Here is a 16180-nt window from a genome sequence, read left to right as displayed (position 1 = left end):
TTGGGCCTCAACTTTATTTTTTTGAAGCTGCCACTAGTCAACTTATTGAATTTTCGGTATACTTTCATACATAGATTCTTGCAGATGGGAGGCAAAAAAATGAACATTGTCCTGAATAATCCATTGGAAACAGAAGCAATTGCTAAAATCATTGGACAAAAGGCACAAGCTGGTGATGTAATTGTCCTGACTGGTGATTTAGGGGCCGGTAAGACGACAATGACGAAAGGGATTGCTTTAGGATTAGGCATTTCCCAAATGATTAAAAGTCCCACCTATACGATTATCCGCGAATATCCACAAGGACGACTTCCGTTATACCATATGGATGTCTACCGTGTTGAAGAGGGTGCGGATGAATTAGGGTTAGATGAGTATTTTGAAGGAGATGGGCTATCCGTTGTAGAATGGGGCAGCTTGATTGAAGAAGAATTGCCAGAAGATTATTTAGAAATTATTTTAAATAAAGATTCTCAAGAAGCTGACAAGAGAGTTCTTGAATTCCGTGGAACTGGTCCATTGGCAGAAGAAAGAATAGCAGAGATTCTGAAAACGTGGGAGGCTCGCGAATATGACTGAACAAACATTTTCTATTCGAGAAGCAGTGCCTACTGATGCGGATCAATTACTATCTGTGATGTCAAAAATTGGGAGTGAAACGCCCTATTTGGTAATGGATGAGCGAGGAATGGCCATGTCGACAACAGAATTGGCTGAAAATCTAGCAACACTCTATGAATCGCCAAATAATGTTTTATTGGTGGCATTAGCGGGAGAAGCAATCATTGGGACCGCTTCTGTGTCTGCTTCTTCTAAAAAGCGGATGGAGCATATTGGTGAAATTGGCATTAGTATTTTAAAACAGTACTGGGGCTATGGACTGGGCAGTATCCTGATGGAAGAACTTATTCGCTGGGCGCATGAAAGTCATGTTATTCGTCGCTTGGAATTAACGGTACAGGATCGCAATCAACGAGCGATTCACGTCTATAAAAAATTAGGGTTTGAAACAGAAGCAATTATGCCTCGAGGCGCCAAAACAGACCAAGGTGAATTTTTAGATGTTCATTTAATGCGTTTGCTGATTGATTAATTATTGGTTAATAATTTTAATTTCTTAAATAATCGAACGATAATTGCATGAAAAAACAAAATTTTCGCAATTATCGTTTGTTTCATATTTATTTTTCTGATATTTTTGTTATAATTATAGAAGAATTTAACGAAAAAATGAAAATTTATTTTGGGAAGGAATGTAAGAAATGGCGAAGGCAACGAAAATGAATGTTAATTATCGAGAGTCGATCTTGGATCGTGCGTATCGTTTAGAGCTAATAAAAAAAGATGAGTATACAAAACATCAAGAAAAATTATCATTATTAAATGAAAAATTGTCTGACGGGGAACCAGCTCAATTTGATGCAAAAGAAGAAACGTTTTGGAAAAAAATTTCGCAAAAAGTTATTTTATAAAAGTAATACATACGAATAAGAGCGTACACATAGAAAGAAGCGTAAGCAGTGTTAAACTGCTTACGCTTCTTTTTTAATGAACAGGAATAACTGTTTCACGCTTAATTAATTTGTGAGGAATAACGAGACGGACACCATTTGTCAATTCTTCGTGGATTAATTCATATAATTTTTTCATCGCCATTCGACCTAATTCTGACGTGTCGATATCAATGCTTGTTAGATAAGGATGTGTCAATGTTGAAAAGATTGAGTTGTTAAAACTAATAATGGATAACGTTTCAGGAACTTGATAACCATAGATTTGCGCAAGTTGCATCGTCCGCAAAGCAAAGATATCATCAATCACCACCAACGCCGTGGCATTATTTTGATGAAGAATATCATCGAAAGCCATGTAATCTTCAGGTTTTTCTAACGCAACGCTTGGTAAAACAGTTAATCCTTGCATCATCATTGCTTTTTGATAACCAAAGTAACGTTCAAAGTACAAACTTTCATGCGTTGTATTGGTCACAAATAAAATATTTTTATGGCCGTTTTCAATTAAAAATTCCGTCGCTTGTTTCCCTAATAATTGATTATCATTATCCACGTAAACTATTTCCGTTTCATGTTGGTAAGGTTGACCAATTAAAGTAAAGGGAATGTTGTTTTCATATAAGTAATCAATGACGGGGTCCTTACTATCTGAATACACAAGAATAAAACCGTCCACTTGTTTTTGAAGATGCATTCTTTTAACGTTTTCCAATAGTACATCAAAACTTTTGGCAGTTGCAATAGCAGTAGTCATATCGTAAAGACGGGCTTCCTCGTTGATGGCTTCCATAATTTCTAAATAAAATGGATTCCCTAACCGTTCTTTCGAATCTAAAGGAGGTAAAATTACGCCAATGGCACTTGAAATTCGTTTACCCAAATTCCGTGCCGTCATATTTGGCACATAGCCTAAGTCATCCATGACTTTTCGCACTTTCTTTTTTGTCGATTCAGAAATACTTGGATGATCGTTAATGACACGCGAAACGGTTGAAGTTGCAACCCCCGCTTTCTTAGCGACATCTTTTACTGTAATTGCCATTTTTGCCACGCCTTTCTTAGTGATTATAGAAGGTTAAATTGATAAACCGTTTGGTAGGTTTGCTTTTTATTAGCTGGTAATAAAATAGAGCCCCACTGAGGATGATGAACAATGTCTGGATACTCTTGTGGTTCAATTGCTAAGCCATAGTTTGAATGCATAGCTTGTCCATTAATAGAAAAAGGAGCCTCAAAACCAGTCGTAGAAAATAATACCATACTTTGGTTCGTTGTTGCTATCGTCATTTTTCTTCCAGAAGTAGGTTCTTGTAAGCATAATTGTGGCTGTCTTAAGTCAGAGCCAACTAAGGAGAAAACATCATCTAACCCAGTTGGATAGCGTTGGAGGATTGTTTCGATAGGTGTCAGTTCATTAAAACGTATGGATAGTTCAGAAGCTGGTAAAATCCGTCCAGTAGGCAGCTTATTATCGTCTAATTCTAACATACCTTGACAGTTCAAAGATAGCAAATGTGACAGAATGTCTAACTTTCCATCGCCAGATAAATTAAAGTAGGCGTGGTTCGTAGGATTAAAAAGTGTTTCCTGTTTACTCCGTCCAGTACTGATCATTCGTAAATGATTATCCTCTAGCTGGTAGGTGATGGTGGCCTCAATTGGTCCAGGATAGCCAGAAAGGGTGTCGGTTAAATGAAAGGAAACGCCAATGATATCCTTTTTTTCAAAGGGCTCGACTGTCCAATATTGAAAAGACCACCCCTTTGAGCCACCATGGATATGATGACCGTCGCTGTTTTGTTCTAATATTCCATTTTGCCAATGGCCATTACGTATGCGTCCAGCAACTGGTCCAACAGTGGCGCCAAAAAAGCTTTGATCCTTTAATACATCTTGATACGAATCATACGATAAAAGGATATTTTCCCAATGATTATTTTTGTTTGGCATCAAAAGTTGATGGAGGCGCGCGCCATAATTGAGAAGAACGACTTCTAAAAAGTCGTTCTTCAAAGTAATTTTTTTTAAGTTTGTGTTTGGAATATCGGTTACGGTGATACGATTATCCTTCATGATCAAGCCACACTTTTTTTAAGTAATCAAACGTTAAAGCGCTCGTCTCTGGCACGATGGGCAACCCTTCGCCTAACTCTTCTCTGCGGCCAACGCCAACAGGTTGCGCTCCGCTAGCAAGAATCGCTTGAATCCCAGCTTTGGCATCTTCAATGCCAAGACATTCTGCTGGTGTCAAATCAATTTCTTTCGCAGCTAAAATGAAAATATCTGGAGCGGGTTTACCTGCCTGGACGTCTGCTGGATTAGCAATGGCATCAAAAAGGGGCGTCAATTGCATTTTTTCTAAAAGAAAAGGCCCATTTTTACTTGCAGAAGCCAAGGCGATTTTAATATTGGCTTCACGTAATTCCGTTAATAAAGAAAGAATTCCTGGGTAGACATCTTCAGGTGTAATCGCTTGGATCATTTCCAAGTAATAATCGTTTTTCCGTTGCGCTAACTGGGCAAATTCTTCAGAAGAAAACGTGCCTTCTTTTTTTCCGTATTTTAACAGTAACTGCAGAGAATCTTCACGGCTTACACCTTTCAATTGTTCGTTGAAAACACGGTCAATGGAAATTCCAATTTCGTTCCCTAATTTTTTCCAAGCGTGGTAATGAAATTCTGCTGTATCAGTAATAACGCCATCTAAATCAAACAAAACGCCTTTAAACATGAACTTCTTCCTTTCTGATCGGTAAAACTAATCGATCTTTTAATGTGTATTTTTGATCGTAAACAGTTAATGGAATTGCAGGGCCGTCGAGTAAAGTGAAGGCCACTTGGTCTGCTGCAACTTCAACAAATAGTAAACGATTCCGGTAATTAATGTGGAACGAGTAGGCTGTCCATGTCGCTGGTAAAAAGGGTGCAAATTTTAGTTGTTGATGGTCCGTTTTCATTTGGGCAAAACCTTGCACAATCGCTAGCCAACTACCAGTCATTGAGGTAATGTGTAAGCCATCTTCTGTATCATTATTGTAATTATCTAAGTCAAGGCGCGCTGTTCGTTGATACATTTCCACTGCTTTTTCTTCCATGCCTAATTCAGCAGCTAATACAGCATGAATGCTTGGTGAAAGGGAAGATTCATGGACAGTCATTGGTTCGTAAAAATTAAAGTTCCGGCGTTTTTCTTCTAAAGAAAAGGCGTCATTGAAGAAATAAATTCCTTGAAGAACATCGGCTTGTTTAATGAAACAAGACCGCAAAATTTTATCCCATGACCAATGTTGGTTTAAAGGCAGCTCACTAAGTGGTAAATCAGAAACTGGCATTAAATCTTTATCTAAGAAAGTGTCATGTTGTACAAAAATGCCTAATTCGTTATCCACTGGGAAGTACATATTTTCTACAATGTCTGCCCATTTAGCTAATTCGTCGTCTGCAATTTTGAGCGTTGTTTCTTCTTGGAATTTTAAATAAGACTCACGGGTGTAACGTAGAACCCACGCAGCGATGGTATTGGTATACCAGTTATTGTTGATATTATTTTCATATTCATTTGGCCCCGTTACGCCATGAATCATATATTGTTTATGACGTTGGGAGAAGTGGACCCGATCTGCCCAAAAACGAGCGATTGCCACAAGTACTTCTAGACCAGCATCTTTGAGATAGTCTTCGTCTCCTGTATAGTTGACATAATTATAAATCGCATAAGCAATCGCACCATTTCTGTGAATCTCTTCAAAAGTGATTTCCCATTCGTTATGACATTCCACACCAGTAAAAGTAACCATTGGGTAAAGCGCACCCTTTAACCCTTGTTGTTGGGCATTATGAATGGCTTGAGGCAATTGATTGTGGCGATATTTCAGTAGATTTTTAGTAACTTCGGGCTTAGCCAACGCCAAGTAAAGTGGGACAGCATATGCTTCAGTATCCCAATATGTGGCACCACCATATTTTTCGCCAGTAAAGCCTTTTGGTCCGATATTTAAACGATCGTCTTCACCATAGTAGGTTGAGAAAAGTTGGAAAAGATTAAAACGGATGCCTTGTTGGGCTTCGTCATCTCCTTCAATAACAACATCAGCTAATTGCCAACGTTTTGCCCAAGCGGCAGCTTGCCCAGCTTTTGCTTCAGGGTACAAGGTAGTCATTTCTGCAAATAATTCGTTTACTCGTGTGATTTGTTGCGTTTCTGGCACATCACGACTGGTAACGACAAGCACTTCTTTTGTGATGGCGGTCGTTTCGCCTTCGTTTAAAGACACTGTCAATTCTGCGGTTAAAGCCAAGGGCTGTTGTGTATATGTAGGCACAACAGAGGCTCCATCGATGAAATGGCGCATGCCTGCAGTCACTGTAAAACGCTCTATTTCAAAGTTGTTAGGAATGGTCTTAGTCGTAACAAAGCCAAGTGTTTCTTGCGTTTCAATAGCTATTTCTTCCCAAAAATGTTCTTCATAATTGCTGTCTTCATTTTGAACATCGCCATCCAATTTTGAGTGAAGAGTGATTGTGCCTGTACCTTCCAGCATTTCAATTGTTAAGTGGATGTAAGCCGCTTCTTTTTTTTCTAAGCTTAAAAAACGTTCAAAAGAGAAGCGCACTTTGTTCTTCGGTGTTTGGATGGTGAATTGCCGAGAAAGGACCCCATTTTGCATGTCTAATTCTAAAGAAAAATCTTCGTAAGGTGTAGTGGCTAAATCAATTGTTTGTCCATCAATTTGTAAGTCCATTGCGATGAAATTAATTGCGTTAATCACTTTGCCGAAATATTCAGGATAACCATTTTTCCACCAACCAACACGTGTTTTGTCTGGATACCAAACACCTGCTAAATAGGTTCCTTGATGGTGGTCGCCAGAATAGTGTTCTTCAAAATTTCCCCGCATCCCCATATAGCCATTGCCAATGCTCGTTAATGATTCTTGTAAACGTAAATTTTCTTTATCTAAGTGTGTAGTACGGATTTTCCAAGGATCAATTTGGAATAAACGTTTGATTTGTTTCATGAGAATCCCCCTCAGTGATTTTATTGATAGGTCTATCATAAACGCAACCGATTGCATTAGTCAATAGTCAATGCTTAAAAAGTGTAATCTTATGAATAAAAGCTGAAACAAAGGTAGGATAGAAGGAGCTTTATTTGCTTTATTAAAAGACAAAATAAAAAAGGATTAAGTAGTAGGGAGTTGTTTTCCACAATATTTTTGAAATTAAAGCATTTACAAAAAGGAAACAGGAGTATATAATGGCAACATAACGAAACCGATTGCGTAAGGAGTGGCAGGAATGAAAAAAATGTTTAGTTTTGAGTTTTGGCAAAAATTCGGGAAAGCTTTAATGGTCGTTGTGGCAGTAATGCCCGCAGCGGGTTTAATGATTAGTATTGGGAAATCGCTTCCCTTAATCGATCCTAATTTAGGTTTGTTAGTAACAACAGGCGGAGTTCTGGAGAGTATCGGTTGGGCAATTATTGGCAACTTACATTTACTATTTGCGTTAGCAATAGGTGGCAGTTGGGCCAAAGATCGTGCAGGTGGCGCATTTGCAGCGGGGATTTCTTTTGTTTTAATCAATCGTATTACTGGAGCCATTTTTGGTGTAACAAATGAAATGTTGGCAGATGAACAAGCTTTCACGCATACCTTATTTGGCACCAAGATTATGGTGAAGGGATTCTTTACAAGTGTCTTAGAAGCTCCGGCATTAAATATGGGTGTTTTTGTAGGGATTATTGCTGGTTTTGTCGGTGCGATGGCTTACAACAAGTATTACAATTATCGGAAATTACCAGATGCGCTATCATTTTTTAATGGTAAACGGTTTGTCCCATTTGTCGTTATTTTGTGGTCAACAATTGTCTCAATTGTATTAGCACTTATTTGGCCAAATATTCAAGCGGGAATTAATAATTTTGGGTTATGGATTGCGCAATCTCAAGACAGTGCACCTATTTTAGCGCCATTCTTATATGGAACGTTGGAACGTTTGTTATTACCTTTTGGGTTACATCATATGTTGACGATTCCAATCAACTATACACAATTAGGTGGAACGTATGAAATTTTATCTGGCGCACAAGCTGGAACCCAAGTCTTTGGTCAAGATCCTTTATGGTTGGCTTGGGCAACAGACTTAGTGAATCTTAAAGGCGCTGGTGATATGAGCAAGTATCAGTTTGTCTTAGAAAATTGGACACCAGCTCGATTCAAAGTTGGCCAAATGATTGGTTCTTCAGGGATTTTAATGGGGATGGCTTTGGCGATGTATCGTAATGTCGATGCAGATAAAAAAGCTAAATATAAATCAATGTATTTTTCTGCTGCTTTAGCTGTTTTCTTAACTGGTGTGACAGAGCCGCTAGAATTCATGTTTATGTTTGCTGCAGTGCCGCTTTATGTAATTTATGCGGTGATCCAAGGTGCTGCTTTTGCAATGGCTGATATTTTACCATTGCGTGTGCATTCGTTTGGAAATATTGAATTGTTAACAAGAACACCGCTAGCAATAAAAGCTGGTTTAGGTGGCGATTTAATCAATTTTGTTTTAATGGTCATCATTTTTGGTGTTGTCACTTATTTCTTAGCCAATTTCTTAATTAAAAAATTCAATTACGCAACACCTGGAAGAAATGGAAACTATGACAATGATAACGGCGAAGAAATCGCATCTGGCGCGGCTGGTTCAGGCGTCGTCGATCAGCAAATCGCGCAAATTGTCTACTTACTTGGCGGTAAACAAAATATCAAAGAAGTTGATGCGTGTATGACACGCTTACGTGTCAGTGTAAAGGATCGAGAAAAAGTCGGTTCGGAAGAGGCGTGGAAACGGGCAGGCGCAATGGGCTTGATTGTGAAAGATAATGGCGTTCAAGCCGTTTATGGACCAAAAGCCGATGTTTTAAAATCCGATATTGAAGATTTACTAGCTTCCGGCGTTGACATTCCAGAACCAGTTATAGCAGAAAGTACAACAGGAGTGCCAGCAACGAATTTCTTAGGCAAGAAAAAAGATTTCGTGGCTGTGGCGACAGGGGAAGTTATTCCAATGGCGCAAGTCAATGATCCTGTCTTTTCACAAAAAATGATGGGGGATGGATTTGCAGTTAAGCCTCTAGAAGGAGAGGTGGTGGCACCAATTTCGGGGAAAGTCCTAAGTGTTTTCCCAAGCAAACATGCGATTGGGCTACAAACAGAAGAAGGCATCGAAGTACTTGTCCATATGGGGATTGATACAGTTGAAATGGCAACTCCTGCTTTTGAATCTTTTGTTAAAGAAGGACAATCATTGAAAGCTGGGACGAAACTAGCTAAAATGAACTTGGATGTGATTGAACAAGCTGGCAAAGAAACAACGATTATTGTCGCCTTTACAAATAGCGACAAAGTGGAACAAGTAGTTATTAATCAACTAGGAACCACCACTGCGGGGACTGTGATCGGACAGATTGAAATTTAAATGATTAGGTATGAGGTCGGGACAGAACCGTTTAACTCCGAGAAATAAGAAGGAATTTCCGGAAATTGCTTTTTAATTTTTGGATAATTTCGGCTTATTTCCGAAGGAGTTGGTTCTGTTCCCGCCGTTTATCAGGTTTTGCGCGTGAAGCAAAAATCCAAAGTGATTTTTGTCCCACTCACAGACCTAATCACATGTAAGAGAAGGTGAAAAGATGAATCTTTTAACAATCAATACTCATAGCTGGTTAGAAGAAGAACCATTAAAAAAATTAGAGGAGATTGCCAAGGTGATTTTATCTTCTGAAAGTGAAATAATTGCCTTACAAGAAGTGAATCAGAAAGTCGCTTCCAAGAAAGTGCCGTTAGAACAGTTAACTACTTTTTGTCCCGTGGCGACCCAAACACCGGTCCATGAAGATAATTTTGCATATCTAATCGTTCAATATCTAGCTGAAAAAGGCCAAAACTATTATTGGAGTTGGGAAATGAGCCACATTGGTTATGCTATTTATGAAGAAGGGAACGCACTACTTTCGAAATGTCCGTTGACTAGTGAAGCTCTCCTTATTTCAGAAAGCCAAGAACCAACGAATTATCGAACAAGAAAAATCTTAGTAGCGGAGACAGAGAGTTCAAAAGGTACGCTTACTGTTGTCTCTGGTCACTTTTCTTGGTGGGAAACACCCTGTACAGGTTTTGCCTATGAATGGCTACAATTAGAGAAATACTTAGCGACGCGGCAACAACCGTTAGTCATTTTAGGCGATTTAAACAACCCAGCTGGTACAACTGGCTATCAATTAGTGGAAAATAGTTACTTGCCGATTCAAGATGCATTTGTTGTAGCGGAAGAGACAAGCGGTGAAGCGACAGTAGAGAAAAAAATAGATGGCTGGGAAGAAAATGAAGCAGCCTTGCGGATTGACTACGCATTTGTTCCAAAACAGTGGCACGTACGAAAATATGAAGTAATTTTTGATGGTAGGAAAACACCGATAGTCAGTGATCATTTTGGCTTACTCATTCAACTAAAATAAGAAAAAGCGCTGAATTTTCAGCGCTTTTTCTTATTTATTCGCTCATGTAATTATTCTTCTCAGTCTTGTTTGGCTAATTCTTGATCCCGAAGGATGGTGGCCTCAATCCCTTTGATGACTGTTGAAATAAACGCATTGTTTTCTAATTCGACAATCCCAGCAACCGTGGTTCCGCCAGGAGAACTGACCTGGTCGATTAAAGTCCAAGGATTCTCTGTACTATTTGCCAAAGTTTGAGCGCTGCCTAGTACAGCTTGTGTGGCAATTTCTAAGGCCAACTCTTTATTCATACCATTTTTAACGGCTGCTCGGGCAATCGAATCAATAAATAAGAAAGCATACGCAGGAGTGCTACCTGCAATAGCAGTAAAAATCGAAAAATACTGTTCCTCTAATTCCCAGGCTTGGCCAACTGCTCGAAACAACGATAAAACAGTCTGGATGTCTTCAGGGGATGCAAAAGCGTTACCACAGACAGCTGCTGCACCCGCGCCAATCAACGCATTCATATTGGGCATCACACGAACAAGGCGAAGCGGTTGGGTAGTCTCAAACAGTTGATACAATTCTGCAATAGTCGTACCTGCTGCAATGGAAACAATTAACGGTTGCTTGTCTAAAATTGCTTCTTTTGCTTCAAGTAAAGCTGCTTGAACGAATTGCGGTTTCACCGCTAAAATAACTAAGTCAGCTACTGCAATGGCTTCTTGTGGTGAAGCAACCGCGTGTGCACCAATTTCTTGTGCAAAAGCGGCGGTTTTTTCGACTTGAATATCATAAAAATAAAGGTTTTCTGCGGCAATAAATTGCTTTTTTAGCGCACCTTTGGCAATGGCGGATGCCATATTTCCAGCACCGATAAAACTAATTTTCATAAAAAATTCCTCCTAAAAACTGTTGAATCTCTTTTTTCGTGTTACCATGTATCTAGTATAGAAGGAAACGCCAAAGAAAAAAATAGAGGGAGTAAAGTAAAAAGTGTTGGATTATGAGGTGATTAATTGGCAAGCAAAGAAGAGCAATATGCAGCATTTTATCAGTTTTTAGAGACCTTAGATTGTTATTTAACCACTACCAATGCTCTTGAGAATGAAGTAGCGCAATTTAAGGAAAATCCGCATCGAGAAATTGCGGGCTTTATGCTGGCATCTTCGGAAACAATTGACGTTCCGAAAGGATTTATTCGGATGCTCTATTGTTTAGAGCAAGATGGCAATGCTTATTTGGATCAACAAAGGTGTTCGGTTTCGGCTGGCCAAGTCATGATTGTCAATGAGGCCACCTCTGTTAGCTATCAGGGGCAAGGAATGTCTATGATTATATTTTATTTTAAAAAGCACTATTTTCTTGATACGCTCTTAAATCAGCTGGCGGAAGAGCCAGTCATGTATCGTTTTTTTACAGAAATTGCTAGCAGTGAATTTGAAAACATTCCTCGATATTTCGTTTTTGCCAGCCAGCCAAATTCGGATGTTCACGTCTATTCGCTATTATTACTGAAACAAATTGTGAAAATGGCCTATTTTAATAATAAAGTGACCAAAGCGGCCTTTGTTTTGCTAGTGGTGGAACTAGGTCAACTGCCTAGAGAAGCTTTAAAGATGCAAGATAATTATTTGTCGAATCATCAACGTGTTGAGGTGATTTTAGCGTATATTGAGCAACAGATTGCGCATGTCACTTTAGCAGAAGTCGCCGCTAAATTTCATTTTCATCCGAATTACTTATCGAATTTTTTAAAAGAAAAAACAAACAAAACGTTTACGGAAATTGTCTTAGCCTACCGAATCCAATTGGCGAAAAACTACTTGAAGCAAACAGATTTATCGATTCAAACGATTGTTGAACGAATCGGCTATCAAGACAAAGCCTTTTTTTATAAACGTTTTAAAGAAGAAATGGGCATGACCCCAAAACAATATCGACAGAAAGAGGGAATGGCAGATGTACGAAGAAGTCTTTGAAGAATTTCAGTTAACTGTAGTAGAATTACCAATCGAATTCGTTGATGATTTGCCTGTCTATCGCGGACACTTAAAAGAATTAACGTTTCTTTCAGCGGAAGCCTCTTCACGAAAAAAACTCTACCAACAGCTTTTACAGGCTTATTTGTTGTATAGAGAAGAGAATCAAGCAGTTGTTGAAGAGGAAGAAATAACCTCCTCATTATTGTCTACAGAACAGTTATTAAAATACTATGATGGTGAAACGTTCGATGGGTTTCAGTTGCCATCAAATGAATAAGAAAGCAGGGGAACAGATGGATACAATGGCAAAAATTAATCAATTTCGTGATGAAAGAAATTGGCGCCCCCACCATAATGAAAAAGATTTGGCGCTCTCAATTTGTTTAGAAGCGGCAGAATTGTTAGAACTTTTTCAATGGAAAACAGCAGAAGAAGGCATCAAACAAGAAGAACGAATCAAAGAAGAATTGGCTGATGTTCTCATTTACTCCTACATGATGGCTGATAATTTAGGGTTTGATTTGGACGAAATTATCGAAGAAAAGTTGAAGAAAAATGCGGTGAAATATCCAGTGCCAGAAAAATAAGTGTTGAAACAAATGAATCGAAGAACTTCTAAAAAAGAATAATGAAGTGGAAAATAGCCAGTATTAAGAAATTCTGAAGGGTTTGCGGAAAACAGAAATAAAAAGTAGTTTTCTGCTGCAAAAAATTTTAAGGAGGAACAATCAATGATTACAGGCACAGAAATTGATTTTATTGTTAGTGATAGTTTAAAGGCATTAGCTTTATATAAAGAAATCTTTGAGGTCCATGTAGTTGAAGCGACAAAGTATCCTGTTGGAAGGAATGAAGTAGTGTTTAACTTATATGATACTCGGTTCCATATGTTAGATGCTAATGAAGAATTTGGTTTAAAAGCACCAGATTCAGAACATCCCAATACAATTTGGTTCAATATCACGGTAGCAGATATTGTGCAAACTCATAAAAAAGCCTTAGCAAATAAGTGCATTGAGATGCAACCAGTTACAGAAATGATGGAAGGAGCTATTCAAAATTCGTTATTTGTTGATCCATTTGGTTACATGTGGATGGTACATCAAATTAACCAAGAACTAAATTATGAAGAGCGAACAGAAATTTTAGAAAAAGAAATGTAGTAAGGAGAGGTCGGGACAGAAGTGTTTAACTCCGAGAAATAAGAAGGAATTTCCGAAAATTGTTCTTTAATTTTTGGAGAATTTCGGCTTATTTCCGAAGGAGTTGCTTCTGTTCCCGCCGTTTATTAGTTTTTGAGCGTGGAGCAAAAATCCAAAGTGATTTTTGTCCCACGCTCTTTTTTTACTTTACAATAGAAGTAAAATACTAATGATCCTGTAGTGATCAACAAGACAGTAAAAAATTGGAGATAGAAAGTCAGTGTGTCATAGAAATACAGCATTATTCTCTAATAATTACTCTAACGTTAAAAAAATTGAGAAAATGCCAGATTGATTTTTGATAAACTGTAAACAAAGAAAAACTGGCTGTAAAAATCTCGATAAAACAATGGAATAAAAGGAGAAAGCGAAAGATTAATTCTTGTATGTAGATACAAAGGGAGACTAAATGAATGAAAAACAAAAAGCGGATAAAATTTGGTATCTTAATCGCAACAATAATAGCAATAGCCATAATCGGCACGATTGGAGTGAAAAAAATGAATGAACCAACAGAAAAAGAAAGACAAATTGCTTTTTTGGAAAAGCATGAAGAGGAAATGACGGAGTATATTAAACAATCAGAGTTAGATAAAGTGGCCAGTGTTGAGTACCTTTGGAATACGGTTAAATCAGATAAAGGCATGGCATTTACAAAAAAATTTTTAACAATTAAAACCAATATTTATGACGGAAGAAATATAAAAATAAATGGTTTTTGGATTAATATTTTTGTAGACAATGTGAGAGATCCTAAGAAAATTAGTAACATAAATTAAAGGAGAATATATATGAGTGATTTAGTAAATTATTATAATGTTTATGCCAATTTATCCCAAGCTTCGTATAAAGGGCGACCTCAGTCTAAATCGTTAGCTAAACTTGACGATAATCAATTGAAAGAAATGGAGATAAAAAAATATGCTACATTCTATTTTCCCAACGCCAAAGACGCCCACGGAAATGACGTCAGTACTGTCTACCTCCAACCAGACAACACTGTAAAAACAATCAAAGAAAAAAATGGGTATGTAGGGAAACGGTTTATAAAAAAGGATTATCAACATAGGAAAAGTCAATCAAAAACAATCAAAATAGAAAAAATCACATAGCAACTCTTCCTCATACATATTAAGGAGGTGAAAAAGTGAAAAATAAAAAGCGGATAAAATTTGGTATATTAATCGCAACAATAATAGCAATAGCCATAATCGGCACGATTGGAGTGAAAAAAATGAACGAACCAACAGAAAAAGAAAGACAAATTGCTTTTTTGAAAGAGCATGAAGAAGAAATGACGGAGTATGTAAAATCTCAAAATTCAAAGATTTACAGTGTTCAATATGATTGGGAAAGTGTAGAGGTTGGAACTATTGGTAACGGGACACCTATAGGAGCTGGGAATTTACTGACTATTAAAGGAGGATTTAATAATATAAAAGAATCTAATTTTATAGTAAGCTTTGCTCTTGATACTAAAAAAATGCCTAAGCTAGATACGGTAGGCTTGCTAAGTTCTTTGTATATTGGGGGTGAGATTTTTGAGTAATTTAGAGAATTTCAATAATATCTATGCTAACTTGGCAGAAAGTTCTTATAATAACCGACCTAATCCGTTCCCTAATTATCAAAAGATGAAAACAGAAAGGGAATTTGACTTTTCAAAAGATAAGAAGATTAGTGGGAAATTAACTAAAGGAGGTCAAAATCTCCCAAATAGTGGAATTGTCTACCTCCAACCCGACAACTAGGAAAAGTCAATCAAAATAGAAAAATCACATAGTAACTCTTCCCCATACATATTAAGGAGGTGAAAAATTGAAAAATAAAAAGCGGATAAAATTTGGTATATTAATCGCAACAATAATAGCAATAGTTATAATCGGAACGATTGGAGTGAAGAAGATGAATAAACCAACAGAAAAAGAAAGACAAATTGCTTTTTTGAAAAAGCATGAAGAGGAAATGACGGAGTATGTAAAGTATGAAAGTGAATATGTACTTTTAAAACAATATGATGTTAAAGAAGTAACCTATAGTTGGCAATCAGTGATTGAAGTTCGAAGTATGGCTTTTAGCCCAAAAACTATAGCTGTTGAAGTATCTATTTTTGATGGTATTGGTAAAAAATTAGATGGGTTTGAAATATATGTGCTTCCAGATAATGTAAAAAATCCAACTGAAATAAAAAATATTGAATAGTTAAGGAGATGAAATTTAATGGCAAATTTAGAAAAGTATACTAATATTTATGCTGATTTAGCCCAAGGAGCATACATCGGTCGAAAAGAAGGGTTTATGTTTGCTAAATTGACACAAGTTCAAAAAGAAGAGCTTAAGCTAAATGAACATGCTACATTCCATTTCCCCAACGCCAAAGACGCCCACGGAAATGACGCCAGTACTGTCTACCTCCAACCCGACAACACTGTAAAAACAATCAAAGAAAAAAACTGGGTACGTAGGGAAACGGTTTATAAAAAAGGATTATCAACATAGAAAAAGTCAATCAAAAACAATCAAAATCGAAAAAATCACATAGCAACTCTTCCCCATACATATTAAGGAGGTGAAAAAGTGAAAAATAAAATGCGAATAAAATTTGGTGTGTTAATTGCAACAATAATAGCATTAGCCATAATTGGAACGATTGGAGTGAAGAAGATGACTGAACCAACAGAAAAAGAAAGACAAATTGCTTTTTTAAAAGAGCATGAAGAAGAAATGACGGAGTATGTAAAACAGCAAAATGAAAAGATTGCTAAAGTTGCGTTTTGTTGGGAATCGTTAGAACAAGAGTCAGTGGGAAATGGTCTTCCACAAGGAGCAGGAGATATTCTATCTATCCGAATACAAATTATTGATAATAATAACAATAAAATAAATTCATTTGGACTTGCAATAAAACCAAATAATTGGAATGAGCCTACTAAAATAAAAGAACTGTATACGATTAATGCTGACTACGATTACTATACAGAAGGAGGATAA

18 protein-coding genes and 2 pseudogenes are annotated in these 16180 nt (G+C 37.3%); 15 read left to right on the top strand and 5 right to left on the bottom strand.

The features are described 5' to 3' along the window. Positions 1 to 84 precede the first annotated feature (84 nt). From tsaE to IGK86_RS11010, 3 genes are all read left to right on the top strand, one after another. Positions 85 to 579 carry a tRNA (adenosine(37)-N6)-threonylcarbamoyltransferase complex ATPase subunit type 1 TsaE gene (gene tsaE / locus IGK86_RS11020; protein ID WP_002387026.1) on the top strand — a complete coding sequence of 165 codons (495 nt, stop codon included), beginning with the start codon at positions 85 to 87 and terminating at the stop codon, positions 577 to 579. Further along, complete coding sequence (locus IGK86_RS11015; protein ID WP_002396468.1) at positions 572 to 1093, top strand: GNAT family N-acetyltransferase; 522 nt, start codon at positions 572 to 574, stop codon at positions 1091 to 1093. Before tsaE ends, IGK86_RS11015 begins: the two co-directional genes overlap by 8 nt. Before the next feature lie 169 nt (positions 1094 to 1262). Then, complete coding sequence (locus IGK86_RS11010) at positions 1263 to 1472, top strand: hypothetical protein (RefSeq protein ID WP_010828626.1); 210 nt, start codon at positions 1263 to 1265, stop codon at positions 1470 to 1472. A 73-nt stretch (positions 1473 to 1545) separates the two neighbouring features. Here IGK86_RS11010 and bopD read toward each other — a convergent pair whose 3' ends face one another. Genes bopD through IGK86_RS10990 form a run of 4 tightly spaced genes read right to left on the bottom strand, consistent with a single transcriptional unit; the run spans position 1546 to position 6532 of the window. After that, entirely contained in the window at positions 1546 to 2556 is a 1011-nt protein-coding gene (gene bopD / locus IGK86_RS11005) for a LacI family transcriptional regulator BopD (protein WP_002388885.1), read from the bottom strand. 23 nt (positions 2557 to 2579) lie between these two features. Beyond that, positions 2580 to 3587, bottom strand: a complete 1008-nt coding sequence (locus IGK86_RS11000) for an aldose epimerase family protein (RefSeq protein WP_016617470.1) — start codon at positions 3585 to 3587, stop codon at positions 2580 to 2582. Beyond that, entirely contained in the window at positions 3577 to 4245 is a 669-nt protein-coding gene (gene pgmB / locus IGK86_RS10995) for a beta-phosphoglucomutase (RefSeq protein WP_010828628.1), read from the bottom strand. The genes IGK86_RS11000 and pgmB overlap by 11 nt, the downstream gene beginning before the upstream one ends. Next, entirely contained in the window at positions 4238 to 6532 is a 2295-nt protein-coding gene (locus IGK86_RS10990) for a glycoside hydrolase family 65 protein (RefSeq protein WP_010707761.1), read from the bottom strand. The genes pgmB and IGK86_RS10990 overlap by 8 nt, the downstream gene beginning before the upstream one ends. Before the next feature lie 280 nt (positions 6533 to 6812). Between IGK86_RS10990 and IGK86_RS10985 the strand changes: the two genes are divergently transcribed. Then, positions 6813 to 8981, top strand: coding sequence for a PTS transporter subunit IIBC (locus tag IGK86_RS10985; protein ID WP_016617468.1), 2169 nt, complete (start codon positions 6813 to 6815; stop codon positions 8979 to 8981). A 214-nt stretch (positions 8982 to 9195) separates the two neighbouring features. Continuing rightward, positions 9196 to 10020, top strand: coding sequence for a maltose 6'-phosphate phosphatase (gene mapP / locus IGK86_RS10980; RefSeq protein WP_016617467.1), 825 nt, complete (start codon positions 9196 to 9198; stop codon positions 10018 to 10020). Between the two features lie 59 nt (positions 10021 to 10079). On the opposite strand, the gene proC is transcribed toward mapP, so the two are convergent. Then, positions 10080 to 10895 carry a pyrroline-5-carboxylate reductase gene (gene proC, locus IGK86_RS10975; RefSeq protein WP_002355848.1) on the bottom strand — a complete coding sequence of 272 codons (816 nt, stop codon included), beginning with the start codon at positions 10893 to 10895 and terminating at the stop codon, positions 10080 to 10082. A gap of 126 nt (positions 10896 to 11021) precedes the next feature. Between proC and IGK86_RS10970 the strand changes: the two genes are divergently transcribed. The 10 genes and pseudogenes from IGK86_RS10970 (at position 11022) to IGK86_RS10925 (ending at position 16180) form a co-directional block, all read left to right on the top strand. After that, positions 11022 to 11984 (top strand): helix-turn-helix domain-containing protein, encoded by a 963-nt coding sequence (locus tag IGK86_RS10970; RefSeq protein WP_002378118.1) that lies wholly within the window; start codon positions 11022 to 11024, stop codon positions 11982 to 11984. Next, positions 11965 to 12264 carry a hypothetical protein gene (locus IGK86_RS10965; protein WP_002358867.1) on the top strand — a complete coding sequence of 100 codons (300 nt, stop codon included), beginning with the start codon at positions 11965 to 11967 and terminating at the stop codon, positions 12262 to 12264. Before IGK86_RS10970 ends, IGK86_RS10965 begins: the two co-directional genes overlap by 20 nt. Next, entirely contained in the window at positions 12257 to 12574 is a 318-nt protein-coding gene (locus tag IGK86_RS10960; RefSeq protein ID WP_002403727.1) for a nucleotide pyrophosphohydrolase, read from the top strand. The genes IGK86_RS10965 and IGK86_RS10960 overlap by 8 nt, the downstream gene beginning before the upstream one ends. A 144-nt stretch (positions 12575 to 12718) precedes the next feature. Then, a complete protein-coding gene (locus IGK86_RS10955) occupies positions 12719 to 13150 on the top strand; it encodes a VOC family protein (RefSeq protein ID WP_016617465.1) in 432 nt (143 codons plus the stop codon). Positions 13151 to 13602: 452 nt separating this feature from the next. After that, positions 13603 to 13968, top strand: a complete 366-nt coding sequence (locus tag IGK86_RS10950; protein ID WP_016617463.1) for a hypothetical protein — start codon at positions 13603 to 13605, stop codon at positions 13966 to 13968. Positions 13969 to 13980: 12 nt separating this feature from the next. Beyond that, positions 13981 to 14255, top strand: a pseudogene (locus tag IGK86_RS10945) (hypothetical protein); the annotation flags it as partial. A gap of 81 nt (positions 14256 to 14336) precedes the next feature. Then, positions 14337 to 14738 (top strand): hypothetical protein, encoded by a 402-nt coding sequence (locus tag IGK86_RS10940; protein WP_104845354.1) that lies wholly within the window; start codon positions 14337 to 14339, stop codon positions 14736 to 14738. A gap of 269 nt (positions 14739 to 15007) precedes the next feature. Beyond that, a complete protein-coding gene (locus tag IGK86_RS10935) occupies positions 15008 to 15391 on the top strand; it encodes a hypothetical protein (protein WP_104877075.1) in 384 nt (127 codons plus the stop codon). A gap of 18 nt (positions 15392 to 15409) precedes the next feature. Further along, positions 15410 to 15685, top strand: a pseudogene (locus tag IGK86_RS10930) (hypothetical protein); the annotation flags it as partial. Between the two features lie 81 nt (positions 15686 to 15766). Further along, positions 15767 to 16180, top strand: coding sequence for a hypothetical protein (locus IGK86_RS10925; protein ID WP_002364695.1), 414 nt, complete (start codon positions 15767 to 15769; stop codon positions 16178 to 16180).

Source organism: Enterococcus sp. DIV1206 (assembly GCF_051712485.1).
Classification (GTDB): domain Bacteria; phylum Bacillota; class Bacilli; order Lactobacillales; family Enterococcaceae; genus Enterococcus; species Enterococcus faecalis.
This window is presented reverse-complemented; position numbering and strand designations above follow the sequence as displayed.

Bases quoted from the DNA above. Each gene is read 5' to 3' on its own strand.
- tsaE (WP_002387026.1), top strand. From the start codon at position 85: ATGGGAGGCAAAAAAATGAACATTGTCCTGAATAATCCATTGGAAACA.
- IGK86_RS11015 (WP_002396468.1), top strand. From the start codon at position 572: ATGACTGAACAAACATTTTCTATTCGAGAAGCAGTGCCTACTGATGCG.
- IGK86_RS11010 (WP_010828626.1), top strand. From the start codon at position 1,263: ATGGCGAAGGCAACGAAAATGAATGTTAATTATCGAGAGTCGATCTTG.
- bopD (WP_002388885.1), bottom strand. From the start codon at position 2,556: ATGGCAATTACAGTAAAAGATGTCGCTAAGAAAGCGGGGGTTGCAACT.
- IGK86_RS11000 (WP_016617470.1), bottom strand. From the start codon at position 3,587: ATGAAGGATAATCGTATCACCGTAACCGATATTCCAAACACAAACTTA.
- pgmB (WP_010828628.1), bottom strand. From the start codon at position 4,245: ATGTTTAAAGGCGTTTTGTTTGATTTAGATGGCGTTATTACTGATACA.
- IGK86_RS10990 (WP_010707761.1), bottom strand. From the start codon at position 6,532: ATGAAACAAATCAAACGTTTATTCCAAATTGATCCTTGGAAAATCCGT.
- IGK86_RS10985 (WP_016617468.1), top strand. From the start codon at position 6,813: ATGAAAAAAATGTTTAGTTTTGAGTTTTGGCAAAAATTCGGGAAAGCT.
- mapP (WP_016617467.1), top strand. From the start codon at position 9,196: ATGAATCTTTTAACAATCAATACTCATAGCTGGTTAGAAGAAGAACCA.
- proC (WP_002355848.1), bottom strand. From the start codon at position 10,895: ATGAAAATTAGTTTTATCGGTGCTGGAAATATGGCATCCGCCATTGCC.
- IGK86_RS10965 (WP_002358867.1), top strand. From the start codon at position 11,965: ATGTACGAAGAAGTCTTTGAAGAATTTCAGTTAACTGTAGTAGAATTA.
- IGK86_RS10960 (WP_002403727.1), top strand. From the start codon at position 12,257: ATGAATAAGAAAGCAGGGGAACAGATGGATACAATGGCAAAAATTAAT.
- IGK86_RS10955 (WP_016617465.1), top strand. From the start codon at position 12,719: ATGATTACAGGCACAGAAATTGATTTTATTGTTAGTGATAGTTTAAAG.
- IGK86_RS10950 (WP_016617463.1), top strand. From the start codon at position 13,603: ATGAAAAACAAAAAGCGGATAAAATTTGGTATCTTAATCGCAACAATA.